The 16803-nt window shown below is 36.4% G+C and carries 15 protein-coding genes; 1 reads left to right on the top strand and 14 read right to left on the bottom strand.

The features are described 5' to 3' along the window. Window positions 1-25 precede the first annotated feature (25 nt). Genes P7V56_RS05880 through P7V56_RS05860 form a run of 5 tightly spaced genes read right to left on the bottom strand, consistent with a single transcriptional unit; the run spans window position 26 to window position 4954 of the window. Window positions 26-934: a glycosyltransferase family 2 protein gene (locus P7V56_RS05880; protein ID WP_171222743.1), complete on the bottom strand. Its 909-nt coding sequence runs from the start codon at window positions 932-934 to the stop codon at window positions 26-28. Between the two features lie 7 nt (window positions 935-941). Beyond that, window positions 942-1958 carry a glycosyltransferase family 2 protein gene (locus P7V56_RS05875; RefSeq protein WP_171222742.1) on the bottom strand — a complete coding sequence of 339 codons (1017 nt, stop codon included), beginning with the start codon at window positions 1956-1958 and terminating at the stop codon, window positions 942-944. Window positions 1959-1967: 9 nt separating this feature from the next. Then, window positions 1968-2807, bottom strand: coding sequence for an FkbM family methyltransferase (locus P7V56_RS05870; protein WP_171222741.1), 840 nt, complete (start codon window positions 2805-2807; stop codon window positions 1968-1970). 12 nt (window positions 2808-2819) lie between these two features. Beyond that, entirely contained in the window at window positions 2820-4085 is a 1266-nt protein-coding gene (locus P7V56_RS05865; RefSeq protein ID WP_171222740.1) for an ABC transporter ATP-binding protein, read from the bottom strand. Then, complete coding sequence (locus P7V56_RS05860) at window positions 4085-4954, bottom strand: ABC transporter permease (RefSeq protein ID WP_171222739.1); 870 nt, start codon at window positions 4952-4954, stop codon at window positions 4085-4087. The genes P7V56_RS05865 and P7V56_RS05860 overlap by 1 nt, the downstream gene beginning before the upstream one ends. 163 nt (window positions 4955-5117) lie before the next feature. On the opposite strand from P7V56_RS05860, the gene P7V56_RS05855 reads away from it, so the two are divergent. After that, window positions 5118-5858, top strand: a complete 741-nt coding sequence (locus P7V56_RS05855) for a tyrosine-protein phosphatase (RefSeq protein WP_171222738.1) — start codon at window positions 5118-5120, stop codon at window positions 5856-5858. 5 nt (window positions 5859-5863) lie between these two features. On the opposite strand, the gene P7V56_RS05850 is transcribed toward P7V56_RS05855, so the two are convergent. The 9 genes from P7V56_RS05850 to P7V56_RS05810 all read right to left on the bottom strand — a co-directional run bounded on the left by P7V56_RS05850 (window position 5864) and on the right by P7V56_RS05810 (window position 16803). Next, entirely contained in the window at window positions 5864-8266 is a 2403-nt protein-coding gene (locus P7V56_RS05850; RefSeq protein WP_171222737.1) for a GumC family protein, read from the bottom strand. A 4-nt stretch (window positions 8267-8270) separates the two neighbouring features. Then, window positions 8271-9008 carry a polysaccharide biosynthesis/export family protein gene (locus P7V56_RS05845; protein ID WP_240976660.1) on the bottom strand — a complete coding sequence of 246 codons (738 nt, stop codon included), beginning with the start codon at window positions 9006-9008 and terminating at the stop codon, window positions 8271-8273. A gap of 138 nt (window positions 9009-9146) precedes the next feature. After that, window positions 9147-11018, bottom strand: coding sequence for a polysaccharide biosynthesis protein (locus tag P7V56_RS05840; protein WP_171222853.1), 1872 nt, complete (start codon window positions 11016-11018; stop codon window positions 9147-9149). 161 nt (window positions 11019-11179) lie between these two features. Further along, on the bottom strand, window positions 11180-12322 hold the full coding sequence (locus P7V56_RS05835; RefSeq protein ID WP_171222735.1) for an aminotransferase class I/II-fold pyridoxal phosphate-dependent enzyme: 1143 nt from the start codon (window positions 12320-12322) through the stop codon (window positions 11180-11182). Beyond that, window positions 12315-12935, bottom strand: a complete 621-nt coding sequence (locus P7V56_RS05830; RefSeq protein ID WP_171222734.1) for an acetyltransferase — start codon at window positions 12933-12935, stop codon at window positions 12315-12317. Before P7V56_RS05830 ends, P7V56_RS05835 begins: the two co-directional genes overlap by 8 nt. Continuing rightward, window positions 12925-13527: a sugar transferase gene (locus tag P7V56_RS05825; protein WP_171222733.1), complete on the bottom strand. Its 603-nt coding sequence runs from the start codon at window positions 13525-13527 to the stop codon at window positions 12925-12927. Before P7V56_RS05825 ends, P7V56_RS05830 begins: the two co-directional genes overlap by 11 nt. Before the next feature lie 60 nt (window positions 13528-13587). Then, on the bottom strand, window positions 13588-14739 hold the full coding sequence (locus P7V56_RS05820) for a glycosyltransferase family 4 protein (RefSeq protein ID WP_171222732.1): 1152 nt from the start codon (window positions 14737-14739) through the stop codon (window positions 13588-13590). Then, window positions 14726-15838: a hypothetical protein gene (locus P7V56_RS05815; RefSeq protein ID WP_171222731.1), complete on the bottom strand. Its 1113-nt coding sequence runs from the start codon at window positions 15836-15838 to the stop codon at window positions 14726-14728. The genes P7V56_RS05820 and P7V56_RS05815 overlap by 14 nt, the downstream gene beginning before the upstream one ends. Before the next feature lie 8 nt (window positions 15839-15846). Continuing rightward, window positions 15847-16803, bottom strand: a complete 957-nt coding sequence (locus tag P7V56_RS05810) for a polysaccharide deacetylase family protein (protein WP_171222730.1) — start codon at window positions 16801-16803, stop codon at window positions 15847-15849.

Below are 16803 nucleotides of genomic sequence, written 5' to 3'. Positions count from 1 at the left end.
TGGATTGTAACGGAAGTAAAAATAACTATTTTTCCGGTTTCCAAAATATTTTTGCCTCGTTTAATTTGGCATAAGCCTCATATTCTTGAGAAGTCAGCGCATTTCTGTGTTGAATCAATTTGGGCACCGCCAAAAACAAATCGCAAATCGCCAAAAACAAAGGTGTAATTACTTTAAACTGTCCTTTTAAAATTTTGCCTTTCCCTTGCATCCAAAGCGAATACGCCATCTTTCTCGGGATTTTTGACCAAGGCAAGAATAGAAAATAAGTGTACCAATCAGCGCGAATGGCTCTGCGATAACGGAAGGCAAAAGCTTTGGTGTCTTTGGCTCTTTCTTTTAAATCGACACGGTGTTGCACCAATATTTCGGGCACGTAATGTACTTCCCATTGGGTTTTGAATAATTGGAACGAGGCAAAATTCTCTTCGCCGTAAAAGTCAAACCATTCGGGATAATTGGGAATTTCGCGCCACGCTTTCATATTCCATACATGTCCACAGCCTACAAAACTTTTTACTTTTTGAGATATTTCCTCTGTTTGCAAAGTTTCCGGAGTGGTTTTGCCCCAAAATATTCTGGTTGCTATAAGTCCGCAACTTGGGTTATTGTCAAAATAATTTTGGATGGAATCAATGGGGTTATCACTCAGAAAATGGGCATCATCATCCAAAGAAATAGCGTAATCGGCATCGGTTTCGTTGAGCATTTTGTTCCGACAATAGATGTAGCCTTTGGAGACTTCATTTCGATGCAACTGTACTTGAGGGAATTGTGTTTTGACTTTTTCAAACGTGTCATCTGTAGAACCATCGTCAAAAACTACGCATGTCAGCTGCTCATCAATTAAATATCTGATTTTTTCCAAGGTGAAAAGCAAGTCAGCACAACGATTCTTGGTGGAAATTAATATGGTTGTTTTGACTACTGACATAGCTCGACTAATATTTTTGAATCATGGTTTTGGGCAAACCAATAAATTTATAAAAAAGGCGGCGGTATTTTCTTTTGTTGAAAAACTTGATAAACAGCTTGTTCTTGAGATAGTAGCTAAAAGCACTCACTTTTTTAAAAGAGGCTAATGCATGCAATTCAGGAATGGAGTTCTCTTTGTTTTGGAAAGATTGAATCTCTTGGGTCATCCATTCTTCATACACATTCCCGAGGTGATAAGCATAATTGTCATTGGTGGTCAAACGCCACAAACCGTAGGGTAAAGTCGCTTCATCCAAATACCTTTCTGAAGTGCCGCCTAATTTGAACCCTAAATACGTCGGGATTTCGGTAAACAATTCTTTGCGGTAGGTTGCCACAAAATGTCCCGAACCCACAACCGCACTGTGATTCCCGTTCTCGATGGTCAAAATCTGTTTCAGATAATCGGGATTGTAATCATCGCCCCAGCCTATGCTGTAGTAGAATTTTTTGAGGGCTTCAACGTTTTGGACCGGTTTGAATTTTAATTTTTTGGTCAACAAATTGTCAAAAATCATATTGCCGCAACAATGTCCGAAAGTGCGGAACTGTGGTACGATTCCAACCACACCGGCTTTGGGAAACTGATTAAAAACGGCTACGGTTTCTTGTTGCCAATTCTCTAAAAACAATACATCGGCATCGGAAATGGTAACCAATTCAATGTTGTTTCCGGCCAAACCTTTGAGAATAGCATTAAGTTTACCAATGTTCTCAGAATGAATTAGCTCGTTGATTTTTTGGGTCTCGAACAAGTCGTTTAAATATGCTTTGACTTCGGTACAACTGCCGTTATTGACAATGGTGATGAATGTTTTGTTGTGACAAGTTAGGAACAAGGATTCGAGACACAACTGAAAATTTTTGAAACTGTCTTTAAAATAGCCTTCCTGATTAGGGATATACACCGGAATAACCACCTGATGTTTGAACTCGGTTGGGTCTTGTGGTACATCTTTATGGGGGTTGAATCCTAGGCGCATTTTTAAAAATTAGAATAAGAGTTTAGTCGCTTCCGTTCCTTTTAGAAAAACATAATCGGCACTGCCTTCATAAGCATGAACGGTGGCCAATTGGTTTTCAGCATTGATTTTATAAATTTGGTCGAAACTGTATTCTTTGAGCAAATTCACTATCTGATTACAAGTTTCCAGGCTGTTGATTTCGGTTACCAATTCGATAATAATCACCGCATTTTCAACTTGACTTACCACCGCTTTGGCGCCTTCTAGGACTTCTTTTTCGAAACCTTCGACATCAATTTTAAGCAACAACTGATTTCCGGTGACATATTCCTTGAAACTGTCTAATTGGTTTACGGGAATCGTGATTTTTTTATCGTTTTCCTGAAAGTTCACTTTTAAAGAGTGTTTTCCTTTGTTCCAACCTTCATTGATATTCATAAAGGTATTGCCTTTGAAATTGCCCAATCCCATTTTGAACGGACGGATATTGTCAAATTGGTTTAACCCAATATTTTGGATAAAGTTGGTGAAATTATTGGATTCGGGCTCGAAAGAAAAAATCTCAATATTGGAATTGGCCTTAGCGGCAGTGAGGGAATGGATTCCGATATTGGTTCCGATGTCTATAAAATGATAGCCTTTGGAAGCCAATTTTGAAATTAATTCTAAGACTTTTATTTCGTTATAACTGTTAAAAACAACATTAGATTCGATGGCCGAAGTCACGCCGGCATACATTTTAAACCCATTAAAATCAAGGACAATTTTACCCGAACCGATTAATTGTTTAATCCATTTTCGCAACAAATGACTGCGCTTGACCTTGTGGTAAAGAAAAAGTAAAAAAGTTATAATTGTATTTTTCATTTTTAAAAAATCTTAGGTAAAACGCATTCCGAAATCCATTAAAATCTTACTTTGACGATTGGGTACTTGCATTCCATTGCCGAAAAAGTCGCCTTCTTCAACAATGATTTGGAAAGCATTGTCAATCCAATCGGCTACTTCGTTATCGACGGTCATGTAAATCGTGGCAAAATAAACTCCGTTATTGAACGTATTTCTTGGGAAAGTGATGTTGATGTTTTGGGGAACGATTTGTGGGTCGATGTCAACCAAACTCGAGCTGACCCAACACAAACGCTGACCGAAATCATCTTCGATGCGCACATCCAATCGGATTCTGTCGCTAGAGATTTTCTCTCGGTTTTGGAGTTTTAAATTGAGGTGCAAATCTTTCCCCGAAATGATACTTTCTGAAGCATTTTCACCGTAGATATCTATGCGTTCAAACTTGACTTTACCGTTGCCTTTTCGGCCTCTGACATTTAATAAATCGTTCGAAAACGCGTTGCCTTGCAAATAAGTCGTAATGGTTTCGTTGATATTCCCTTGGAACATCATTTGCCCGTTTTCTATCAACAAGCCTTTGCTACATAAATTTTGAACCGCAGCCATATTGTGTGATACGAAAAGTACTGTTCGCCCTTGACCTTTGCTGATGTCACCCATTTTGCCCAAACATTTCTTTTGGAATTCGGCATCACCTACGGCCAATACTTCGTCAACGATTAGGATTTCACTTTCGAGATGCGCGGCTACGGCAAACGCCAAACGCACGTACATTCCGGAAGAATACCTTTTTACGGGAGTATCGATGTATCGTTCTACACCTGAAAAGTCGATGATTTCTTCTAGTTTTCGGGTGATTTCTTTTTTGCGCATTCCGAGAATGGCACCGTTAAGGTAAATGTTTTCTTTACCGGATAATTCGGGATGAAAACCGGTTCCCACTTCCAGTAAACTGGCAATTCTGCCTTTTATTTTGATTTCGCCGGTGGTTGGTCCGGTTACTCTGGACAATAATTTTAATAAGGTACTTTTTCCGGCGCCGTTTTTACCTATAATGCCAACCGCTTCCCCTTGATTGATTTCGAAATTGACATCTTTTAAAGACCATACGATATCGCTGTCGCCTTTGGTACTTCGGTCGTTGGTTTGTCCGATTTTTAGAAACGGATCTTCTTTACCGCGCACTTTGGTTAGCCAAAAACGCTCAATATCTCTTGAAATCGTTCCGGTTCCAATTTGCCCAATTTGATAGGCTTTTGAAAGGTTTTCTACTTTTATGATTGGACTACTCATTAGATGGTATCAACGAAGTTTTTTTCGGTTTTATTAAAAATGATAATGCCTAGAAAAAGAATCACTAAAGTTACTGCGGTAGAATAGCCTATACTCCACAAGGTAAATTCGCCTTTGCCTAAAAAAGCATAGCGGAAAGCTTCAATAATACCGGTCATGGGATTCAATTCGACAATATGTCCATAACCTTTTTCGCGGGCGTAACTCAACGGGTAGATTACCGTTGTAGCATACATTAACAATTGTACTCCAAAAGTAACCAAGAAAGTTAAGTCCTTATATTTTGTAGTTACTGCGGTAATAATCAGTCCTAATCCTAATCCTAAAAAAGCCATCAGCAAGACTAAAAAAGGGAAGAGAAATATGCCATTGCTGACTTGAAAACTTGTTCCTTCAATAGGATTAAGGTAAAAATAAAGCATCAACAAGAATAGTAAAATCAACTGTACTCCGAAGCGCACTAAATTACTCACTACTATACTCAACGGCATAATTAATCTGGGGAAATAGACTTTCCCGAAAATATTGGCGTTGTCTTTAAAAACGGTACTGGTTTTGGTTAAGCAATCGGAGAAGTAATTCCAAGCGGTGATTCCGGCCAAATAAAATAATTGGTTCGGCAATCCGTCTGTACTGATTCCGGCTAAGTTTCCGAAGACAAAAGTAAAGACTAAAGTGGTGAATATCGGCTGGATAAAAAACCAAAGCGGTCCTAAAATGGTTTGCTTGTAAAAACTAACAAAATCGCGTTTTACAAACATCAACAACAAATCTCTGTAATTCCAAAGATCCTTGAATTTAAGGTCAAAAAGCGAGGTATGCCCTTTGATGATTAAATCCCAATCTTGAGACTGACTATTGTTTTCCATTTAGGTTTTTTGGGTTAAAGAAACGTTCAAAGTTAACTATTAATTGCAAATATATAAATTAGGAAACCCTATAGAAAGAATTGACTTGTTTTATTTACTAATTCATTTAAATTGGTAAAACCGATAATAAATTGTTTAATTTTGTGCCGATAAAAACCTCATTTTGATTCATTTTTTTAAACCAAAGCCTTATTTGTGTGATTTAATTCCAAGCAATCACATCGACATACATTCTCATTTACTTCCGGGTATTGATGACGGTGCCGCTACCTTAGAAGACACTACTGTTTTGATAGAGGGTTTGCAAAAATTAGGTTTCACAAAATTCATCACCACACCGCATGTTATGGGTGAAGTTTGGAATAACAAAAGAGACCAAATTGAGGAAAAATTACAAACCACTACGACAGCATTAAAACTTCCAAACCTTGAAAACAATTTCAAAGCAGCCGCGGAATATATGATTGACGCAGAGTTTGTTGATCTTTTCAAGACTGAAAAACTCTTAACCTTAAAAGAGAATCATGTTTTGGTGGAGATTTCCTATTTGAATCCGCCGATTCAACTTTACGACATATTGTTTGAATTGCAAATTGCCGGCTACCAACCGGTTTTGGCGCATCCTGAAAGGTATAATTTTTACCATCATCCTTCCTTAGTTGATTACAAAAAACTTAAGAAAGCCGGATGTCTTTTTCAGTTAAACATGCTCTCCACTGTTGGATATTATGGCGAGAGAGTAGCAAAGATTAGTGATGCTTTACTCAAAGCCGGTTTAATCGATTTTATTGGTTCGGATGTACACCACACCAGGCATTTGGAGTTTATACAAAAGAAAATTGTTTTGAAAAACCATGGTAGTTTACCGCTAGTCTTCCAAAACAATGCTTTCTTTAATTTCTAATGGGTTTATCTTTTAAAAACCGATAGAATCTTTCTCATAATTGAGTTGTCTTTTCGATCTTCATCGTCATAGCCGTAGCCGTAGCCGTAGGCATAACTGTATTTGTAGTTATAGCTGTATCCTTTGTAATTAGATCCTACATTGTTAATGACATACGCCATATTTTTCAATTTACCTCTGTTGCTTAAATCCAAGGAGAATTCTAAAATATTTTTAGGGGTAAAATCAGCTCTAACCACATACAGTGTAGTATCTACCAAATGAGAGATAACCAGTGTATCGGTTACTAATAAGGTTGGCGGCGTATCTACTATAATAAAGTCATACTCTTCTTTAGCTTCTTTTATAAGGGTTTCCAATCTTCCGTTTGAAAGTAATTCGGCAGGATTTGGCGGAATAGCACCCGAAAGGATAACGTCTAAATTTTCCACCCCGTTAACATTTTTCTTTAGGGTAGAATGCCAGTCGACGCTTAAATCATGCAAGTAATTTTGCAATCCTTTTTCTGATTTTTTAACATTTAAATAATTATGCAACTGCGGATTACGCATGTCCGCTCCTATCAACAATACCTTCTTATTCATGATAGAAAAAGAAATAGATAAATTGAGGGCGGTAAATGTTTTTCCTTCTCCTTTAATGGTTGAAGTTACCATTAGCGTTTGTCCTTTTTTCTCGGTTTGAAGTGGAAAAATATAGGTAAGGTTTGTTCTTAAGATTCTGAATGATTCACCCAGTAAAGTTCGGTCATTTATACTGGTTAATTTAGTTTCCGAATTAATATGCGGCACTTCGGATAAGATGATTTTACTTTTGGTCAGTTTCAGTATATCTTCTTTCGTATGCAATTTATCATCTAATAAGAATCCGACATAGATAATTAAGAATGGAATTAGTAAACCTATGACAATGGCTACTAAGTAAAAAGTACCTCTCTTAGGCGCAATGGGTTTGGTATTGGTAATCGCATAATCAACCACTTTTATGGAAGAAGAAGTTATAGCTAAATTTACAGCGGCTTCTTCTCTTTTTTGCAGCAACAAAATGTATAAAGACTCTTTAATGCTTTTATTACGCTCTATACTTCCTAAGATTTTTTCATCATAAGGAATATCACTCACTTTGTCTGAGTAGGTTTTCTTAACGTAGTTATTCTTGGAGAGCGAAACTTCTAATTCTTGTTGGTAATCTTTTATAGTTTGCAGGATATTCACTTGTAAATCAGCGAGCTTACCATTTAGATATTTTATCTTAGGATTGTTTTCAAGACCACTCATGGCAATTCTGTCTCGCTCCAAAACAACCGTATTAAAATTGTTAATCGACTGATTAATATCAGTATTGACCACACCAATATTGGTTGGTAACAATTCTAGTTTTTTATCGGCTCTTACGGATTGCTCTAAAAGTTTGGATAAGGCAATTTGTGTTTCTGTTTGAAAAACATCGTTTTTGGCTGAAACTTTACTGGCAGAAGTGGATGCAGCATCCGCTTCTAAAAAAGTCAATTCTTTATTGCTTTTATAATTGGCTTTGCGGGTTTCAATAGAATCTAACTCTCTTTCCAAGGATTTAAAACGATCGTTAACAAATTCAATCGTTTTTTGAGAAACAATTCTTCTGTCATTCAATCCATCAACATCAAACTGCTTGATGATTTCATTGACTATGGCTTCCGATTTGTCTTTGTTAGTTCCCGAAATTGAAATATTAAGGATATCTGAGTTTTCATTAGAATTCGCAATTTTTAAGTTATTTGCCAAATTCATAACCGTAGTTTTGGTAGGAAGATGTTTTATCAGAAATCTTTTATCTTGTAGTTTCTTTAAATCTGTCCCAACCTGCAACGATAATTTATAAGGTATGCCTTTGATATTTTGAACAGAGTTAAACGAAAAAACTTTCTCATTTTCTTCCTCTCCGTTAATACTTACTACTTTATATCCGTTACCAACAATTTCAATCTCAAAACCGATATTTTTTTCTTCCATATTAACCGGCGACTCAAGCCATTCAATACTAAAAGGTCTTTTTTTCCAAATCTCAATATTATTGAAATAACCCATTGAATAATATTGGGTATCCAAATTGAGTTCTTTTGAAACTTGCTCTAAAATTCGGTAAGATTTGATAATTTCTATTTGATTATCTAAATTAACTTTAGTTCTTCCTAAAGAAGTGAGACCCGCTACAGGCAACACAAAATTATTCTTAGAATCATCTATAATTTTGATATTGGCTTTGGTTTCATATACCGAAAGCGTGTGATTTAAATAGTAATTGACTATTAAAAAAGACAATACCGCCGACAATAAAAACCAATACCAAAAACGTAAATATTTAAATAATTCGTTAATAATATTTAAGGGATTCTCGTTTTCCTGAGATTCAAAATGACTATGCTCCATTACATTAATTTTTTAACAATAAATAAATGGTCAACCCAAAAGAAATTATTCCTAAAGTAGTTCCAATACTATTCAAATATCCGGAAGACATAACCTTTGGACCATTAGGATTTACAATAATAATATCATTTTGTTTCACATAATAGTATGGACTGTTAAACCAGTTGGAAGAAGTTAGGTCAAGATGAATGTAAGTTCTGACACCATTCACCTCTCTAATCAGCAATACATCTTTTCTGACACCATTAATGGTTAAATCTCCGGCAAAACCAATAGCTTGATTTAAGGAAATATTTTGCTCATCGAATGAATATGTACCCGGTGCTCTCACTTCCCCTAAAACAGTTACCTTGCTGTTGATGATTCGTACACTAACGGTTGGGTCTTTGATATAGCCATAATCGGTAAGCATTTTTGCCAAAAGTTCTTGAACTTCTTCAGTGCTTTTACCTACTACATTAATTTTTCCCAATAAGGGAAACATAATATTCCCTTCTTGTGAGACCAAATATCCTTGAATTTTATAGGTTTCAATATTCACATTACCCATGCTGGTGATTTGAATATTAAATGGATCTGCAGATTCCTGAACGACCGCCGAAACTTTAATGTACAAAATATCATTAATTTGTACATTACTAGATAAATAGCTTATTGGAGATTGACTGTTATTTTGAATATCTTGATAGTATAAAATATCTTTTTTACTGGCACAAGACACTGCAAAAAAGGATACGATCATAAAGAGCAATAACTTTTTAATCATCATCGGTTGGTTTGTGAGTTATTATTATAAGATTGCAAATCTACGATTTGATTTTCTAAAACAGAATGTATCTTTGTTATTAATTGGAGAAATTTGTAAAGAAATATTTTAAACTCAGTGCTTAACCTCTATATTGTCTAAAGCAGTATAAACAGAATTTAAACTCTTGTATTCAGGAACAATTTTCTTCATCTTGGTAACGATAACCGAGTTGGGCTTTACTTTAGCAATTTCAACCAACAAATCAATAGAGCGATTGAGCTCTTGGTGGTGGTGAAACTCGTCTTGCGAAATCATAATTTTGGAATGGTGGGTCGGCAATGTTTTAGAGGTGTCGTTCAACAATTCTTCATAAAGTTTTTCTCCCGGTCTGAGACCAATAATTTTAATTTTAATTTCATTATCCGGCGTGAAACCTGCTAAACGAATCATTTTTTTAGCCAAATCAATAATCTTCACGGGTTTACCCATATCAAAAATATAAATTTCACCGCCTTTTCCCATAGCACCCGCTTCTAAAACCAATTGACAAGCTTCAGGTATCGTCATAAAATAACGAATAATCTCCGGATGGGTTATGGTAATAGGACCACCTTCTTGAATTTGTTTGGTAAACAACGGAACTACTGAACCATTGGAACCCAAAACATTACCAAATCTGGTGGTAATAAACTTGGTGCTACTTTTACTGTTTTCGGTTTTGAGCTTATAGTCTAAAGATTGAACGTACTTTTCGGCTATACGCTTGCTGGCGCCCATTACATTACTGGGGTTAACCGCTTTATCTGTTGAAACCATTACAAAACTGTCTACGTGATATTTGGCGGACAAATCTGCTAAATTTCTCGTACCCATTACATTATTCAATATGGCTTGAGCAGGATTCTCTTCCATCAAAGGCACATGCTTGTAAGCTGCGGCGTGATAAACTACTTCGGGCTTGTGTTTTATAAATACTTGTTCAATCTCATCCACATTTTTGATATCTGAGATTACATTAATGGTTTCCACTTCGGGATCCAAACTAGAAATCTCCAGACTCAAATTGTGCAAAGGCGTTTCGGCTTGGTCTAAAACGATAATTTTTTTAGGTTTAAACAAAATCACTTGACGAACAATTTCGCTACCAATAGAACCTGCAGCTCCGGTAACCAATATGGTTTTTTGGTGCAACTGTTTAGAAATAGAATTATTGTCCAAAACAATGGGTTCTCGTTCCAATAAATCAAGAATTTGAAAACTCTTGATTTTTTTAGAGATTTCTTTTTGATCATCAACATCACTTAAAAGCGGTATGGTGTAAACTTTAAAGTTGTACTCCAAACAGTCTTCTATAATTTGAGAACGTTCCTCTTTTGATATAGATTTATCGGCAAAAATCAAAACCTCAGCATCTACCGTTCTGAGCACTGTGATTACGTTACCGTTAAAAATGGGTAAATTATTAATTCGCTTTGTGGTGTTTTGATCAGACTTATCCATGAAACCAACCACCTTGAATCGCTTTGGAGATTCAGCCTGAAGTGAATTGGCTAAAGCAATGGCATTGGCATCAGAACCGTAAATTAAAGCATTGATCAGATTTGCTGCGTTTTTGTTATTAAAATACCTTTCAAAAGTATGTTTAACCACCACGCGGTAAAAGAATAAAAAACTAAAAGAGATTACCCCATTGATAACCAATCCGGTGGTTAGAAAAAATTTGCTGTTCCAATAAATCAAACTCGAATAATTAACTAAGATTAGAAAACCTGTAGAAAAAAACTGAGCAAAAAACAATTTCAATGCATCAACTTGGGAAGAGTGTCGAATAACACCCGAGTAGGTTCTGAAAATCCAAAAGAAAAAAATATTAACTACAAAATAAAACGGTGCTGCAATTAAAACAGAGTCGTTTTTAATGTAATCGAGCTTTATTCCCTGAAAAATAAAATAAGTAATAAATCCACCTAAGAAAATCATGGTAATGTCCAAAAGCAAAACCATCCACCTAGGCAGATAACTCAAATTCTCTAATTTAAAACCAAACTGAAGTTCTGAAAAATAACTTCTTAAATCTGATAAATAATTTTTTTTAGTATTGTTACGCAATTTTTTATGCTGGTATTTGATATAAAAAGTAAAAGTATTAAAAAAATTAACAAATCCTATACCCTAAAAACGCTCTGTATGGCATTAGAGATACTATTCCTGTCATTTTCCGACAAATTTGAACCTGAAGGCAAGCAAAGCCCATTGGTAAATAAGTTTTCAGCTACAGTGTGGCCAAAATATAAACAGTCACTAAAAACCGGTTGTAAATGCATAGGTTTCCAAAGCGGTCGGCATTCAATATTAACTTTTTCTAAAGCCAACCTCATCATTTCGCTGGTTACACCATTAGCTTTGGTTGTATCAATTACGACACAAGATAGCCAGTGGTTAGAAAAATAATCGCTGTTAGGTTCAGAGAATACAGTAACTCCCGGAATATTTTTAAATAAATCTACGTAGAACCTGTGCATCGCTCTTCTCAAGGCAATGTGTTGGTCCAAAACTTCCATTTGTCCTCTACCAATACCGGCACAAATATTACTCATTCGGTAGTTATACCCTATTTCACTGTGCTGGTAATGTGGTGCATTGTCTCTGGCTTGGGTAGAAAGAAAAACAGCTTTGTTTTTTTGTTCTAAAGTCTTGGTGACTATAGCACCGCCGCCGGAAGTAGTGATGATTTTATTACCGTTAAAAGACAAAATTGAAAGATTGCCAAAAGTGCCGCATTTTCTGCCTTTATAAGTACTTCCCAAAGCTTCGGCGCTGTCTTCAACCAGTGGAATTTCGTATTTATCAGCTATTGCAGTAATTTCGTCCACTTTAAATGCCATCCCGTATAAATGAACACCTATGATAGCTTTGGGCTTTTTGCCTTTGGCAATGCGGTCTTGGATGGCTTGTTCCAGAGCAACCGGACACATATTCCAAGTTTCAGGCTCGCTATCAATAAAAATAGGTGTTGCCCCTAAATATACTATCGGATTGGCAGAAGCCGAAAAAGTCATACTTTGACAAATTACCTCATCCCCATTTTTGACTCCCAATAAAATCAAAGCCAAATGAAGTGCTGCAGTGCCCGAACTCAGCGCACCAACGTGTACTGCTTCGCCTAAATAATTTTCTAAATCTTGTTCAAATCCGGAAACATTGGGACCTAAAGGCGCTACCCAGTTGGTATCAAAAGCTTCTTGCACGTATTTTTGCTCATTGCCACCCATATGTGGTGATGACAGCCATATTTTTGAATTACTCATTGTCTTTGTTGAATTTTATAATTTTTCCGGGGTTGCCAACAACAACGGCATAATCCGGGACATCCTTTATGATTACTGCGCCGGCACCTATCGTAACCCATTTACCTATGGTAATTCCCTGTATCACTTTGGCACCAATACCAATATGAGTTCCTTGACCCACTGTAACATTTCCGGCTAAAGAAACACTGGGAGAAACATGAACAAAATTGGCTATATGACAATCGTGTTCTACCACGGCTCCGGTATTAATGATGCAATGATTTCCGATAATGGCATCGGGATTGATGATAGCGCCTGCCATAATTACATTTCCTTTCCCGAGGGTTACGGCGTTTGAAATTATGGCCGAAGGATGAATGGCATTAACATAATTGACTTTGACTTGGGTTGAAATTCTTTCCCTTACTTTATTGTTGCCAATTGAAATAATCATCTGGTCCACTTTGGAAAAATCAACATCAGTATTTTTTATTACGGGCAAACCCAAAATTGTATCAGTTTTAGGATGGTCATCTATAACAGAAGCTATAGTAGCCGAATTACAATTCAAAATATCAATAATAACTTTGCTGTGACCGCTAGCGCCGTAAAGTGTAATATTAGTTTCCATTAAAAGGTTCAATTGTGGCTGCATCGGCAGCGTTAATACCATCACTTTGTATCACTTTTAATACCGTTTTAAAAAGTATTTTCAAGTCTAAAATAAAGGATATATGATCAACATACCATACATCTAATTCAAATTTTTTATCCCAAGAGATGGCGTTTCGTCCGTTGACTTGTGCCCAACCGGTGATTCCGGGCTTCACTTCGTGACGGCGATTTTGAAAATCGGAATACAAATGCAAGTAATGTGTTAACAAAGGCCTTGGTCCTACTATACTCATATCGCCTTTAATTACATTAAGCAATTGCGGGATTTCATCTAAGGAAGTTTTGCGAACGAATTGTCCAACTTGGGTTAACCGCATGGCATCCGGAAGCAACCTTCCTGTTGCATCCTTTTTATCATTCATGGTTTTAAACTTGATAATCTTGAATATTTTACCATTTTTCCCGGGACGTTGTTGGGTAAAAAAGGGTTTTCCATTGTTGGCTACCAATAACAAAATCGTGACCAGTAAGAATATTGGGGAAAGCAAAACCAATCCTATTACAGCGGCAAGAAAATCCAACAGAGGTTTAAATAAAGACTGGTACATTCAAATGTTTTTGTAAAAATACTTATTTTTTTAAGACCCGAAAAGTAAAAATAAAACGCCCTACTCTAAACGCTTGTATTCTTCCAAGATAGCCTTCCAAACCAATTGCTGTTCGTAACGATTGACGATCATTGGTCTGGCTTTTTCTTTTAGGATATTGGTAACTTCCCTTTGTTCGGTTATCTTTTTCATTGCCTTTAAAAGAGCATTCAAATTTTTAACGGGAATGATTAATCCGTTTTCACCTTCTTTTATAATTTCATTACAACCATTGATATCAGAAACTATTGCCGGTAAACCCATAGCGCCGGCTTGCATTACCACATTAGGAAAACCTTCACGGTAACTGGGAAAAGTCAAGGCATCTGAAATAGCCAAATAAGGTCTGACATCACTTTGAAAACCAACAGTAATAATGCTTTTATTGCTTTGAATAATGGCCAAAGTTTCGGGAGTTAAAGGATCTAATTCGGCTTCATAATCACCTACCAACAGTAGTTTGACTCCGGCATTCTCTTCAGACAATTGATTGAATGCCAATACCAATTCATTTATTCCTTTATCAGCTACCAATCGACCTACAAAAACAAAAACAAAATCGTCTTCTGCTATGGTCAATTGATTTCTCAAAGTAGCTTTTTGCGTATCGCTGTAAAATTCCGGATTAAAATAATCGGTATCAATCCCGTTAGAACTGCCGTTGGCCAATACTTTCAACTTTTCGATGCTGCAATAATTATTTTTTAAGATAATCTCCGCTAACCCGTGAGAATTGGGATAAACCTTGGTGGCACAACTGTAAGTCAATTTTTCCACAAAGTCTAAAACCTTGCGCTTGAACCCGGTTGCTTCCAACAATGGCATTCCGGCTACCGTGTGAAAACGATGGGGAACTCCGGCCAATGCGGAAGCCAACATACCGATGATACCGGCTTTAGGGGTATGAGTGTGAACGATAAACGGTTTTTCTTTTCTGAGAAAAAGGAATAATTTAATAACAGCTGTCAAATCCTGAAATGGGGTAATTTTTCGGGTCATGTTAAGCGTAAAAGTTCGCACACCTTCCTTAATGCCAACTTTTTCCAAGTAGGCTTTTTCTGCCGACACGGCCACCACTTCATAAAACGAGTTCATAAAATGAAGCTGACCACCTAAAAGTTTGTCTAAGGATAAAGGAACTGTGGTTATGCGTATTAGTTTAGGTTTTCTCATTAATTTTAGCTTTCATTACACTTATCCCCTGATGAATCACAATCAGTAGCGAAACTATTAAAAAAGGATGAAACATGATTTTGGTTCTCATAAAAATACCCAAATTGGCATAGCGTTCTATATACAATGCACTTGCAATAAATGTAAATAAAAATACCGTTTTCATTTCGAGTGTATACTGTATTTTACGGTAAAATTTAAGCGCCAAAAACAAGGCTGCTATGAAAATTAATAACGTCAAAAGATTTTCAAGACTTGCCACATATTTAATCCCTGTATCGGCGTCAAAAAAAAGCGGACGAAAATGAAACGAAAACCACCGGTAACCATAATTATAGTCCAGCATTGGAACATAAGACCCGGAATGACGGAAAGACAAAATAGAATATTCATTGAAATAATTGATTCTTTTCCAGTCCCAATAATTAATATTAGTGATTTGCAAAACAAAATACAGCAGTACCAATACCCCGATAAAAGAAATGCCGGCAATAGTTATTCTCTTTTTAAGGGAAATCTTTTTTTCAAACAATAAACCTAGGCTTATTGCTGCCAATAACATCAAGGCTACATGAGGCCGAATGATTAAAACAACTAAACTTCCGACTATAAAACCAACCGACTTATATCTTTGAGTGGTGAGTCCGAATACCACCGAAGCGATACCCCAAAAAACCAGCGCTTCTTTGCCGATACTTGACGTCCAAACATGAAGATTGGGCATAAAAAAAAGCAAATACATCAAGTCAAATCCTTTGTAAACAAAGCGGTCTTTCAAAACCAAATCAGTCCATTGCATCCATTTAAGAATCCCAAAAAAACCTATGATACCATACAATAAGAAACCACTCCAAAAAGGAAAACCTAATTGAACCAACGGATAATTGATAAAGACCATGAATTTAGCGCCATAGTTGGCAAAATCAAACCACGAGTATTGATTAAAGTCAAGTGTTTTTCCCCAATACAAATGGGCATCAGAAACCGTTCTTGAAACCCTGAGTTGGTAGGCAAGAACTATAAATAGCAGGTGGTAGAAAAATAATATTGCATAACCTTTATATGGTTTCGAAAACAATAAAGCAGCTATATTTTTCATGCTTGAGTTTATATACTATTATCGCTTATTTGTTTCATGGTAAGACTTTCCATTCCGTAAACCTGATTACAATGCTGATAGAGCAAGGCAATTTCCTGAAGTGCTTTGAGTGCATTGTCAGTATCAAAACCAAAATTATGCGGATGCCACCACAGATGATAAATTTCTCCGTTTTGGGCAGCCCCTACAATCTCACTTTTTATACGTGACAATCTCAGTGAATTGAGAACCGAAATTTGATGTTGCGGTCTTAAAAAACGACTGGCTTTTTGACAAACTACAGTTGCCTTATGAACACTTTCTGCAGTATATGATTTTTTCCCAAAAGGCAAATAAGCATCACCGGTTCGGGCCAATTTGGAGAACAGCGCATCTGTTTTGGTAGTATCCCAATACCAATCGTCGGGATTGGTGCGTACTGTTTCTATTTGATTTTCGGAACAAACTTTCAAATAATTTTTATTGAATTGATTTCGAGGGAAAACTAATGAAGTCAACTTAAGATTAAATTGGTTAGCCATTAGGTTGGCTTGTTGCAAATCGGCTTCAAATTGCGCTACGGTTTGTCCTTTTTCCAAACAATAATAATGCGAGTAGGTATGTGTTCCTATTTCCTGCCCTTTGACCGATTGAATGGTTTTAATAAGCTCGGGCGCAAAAAAGAACCGATCATAACCGCTTTTTTGATGGGCATTTCCGTAAGTGTACGGATTCAAAATCGCATTGTCGTAAGTAGGTAACAAAGTCGGGATATTATTCTGCCATTCCTCCCAATTCTTATTAAAAAGCATCCCAACGGTAGCCCAAGTAACGCGCATATCATGTCGCTCAAAAATTTCCAACATTTTGGGAATAGCGTTAAGTGTGTTATCAAAATAAGCTACTTTATCCTTCAAATCTATATGGTCAAAAATGCCCCATACTAACTCGAAATCCAACGATATGACTAATGCGCCTTTTTTCAT

Origin of the sequence: Flavobacterium sp. IMCC34852 (assembly GCF_030643905.1) — a bacterium.
Classification (GTDB): Bacteria; Bacteroidota; Bacteroidia; order Flavobacteriales; family Flavobacteriaceae; genus Flavobacterium; species Flavobacterium rivulicola.
Note: the sequence above shows the minus strand (reverse complement) of the source record. Positions and strands in the feature narration are given on the sequence as shown.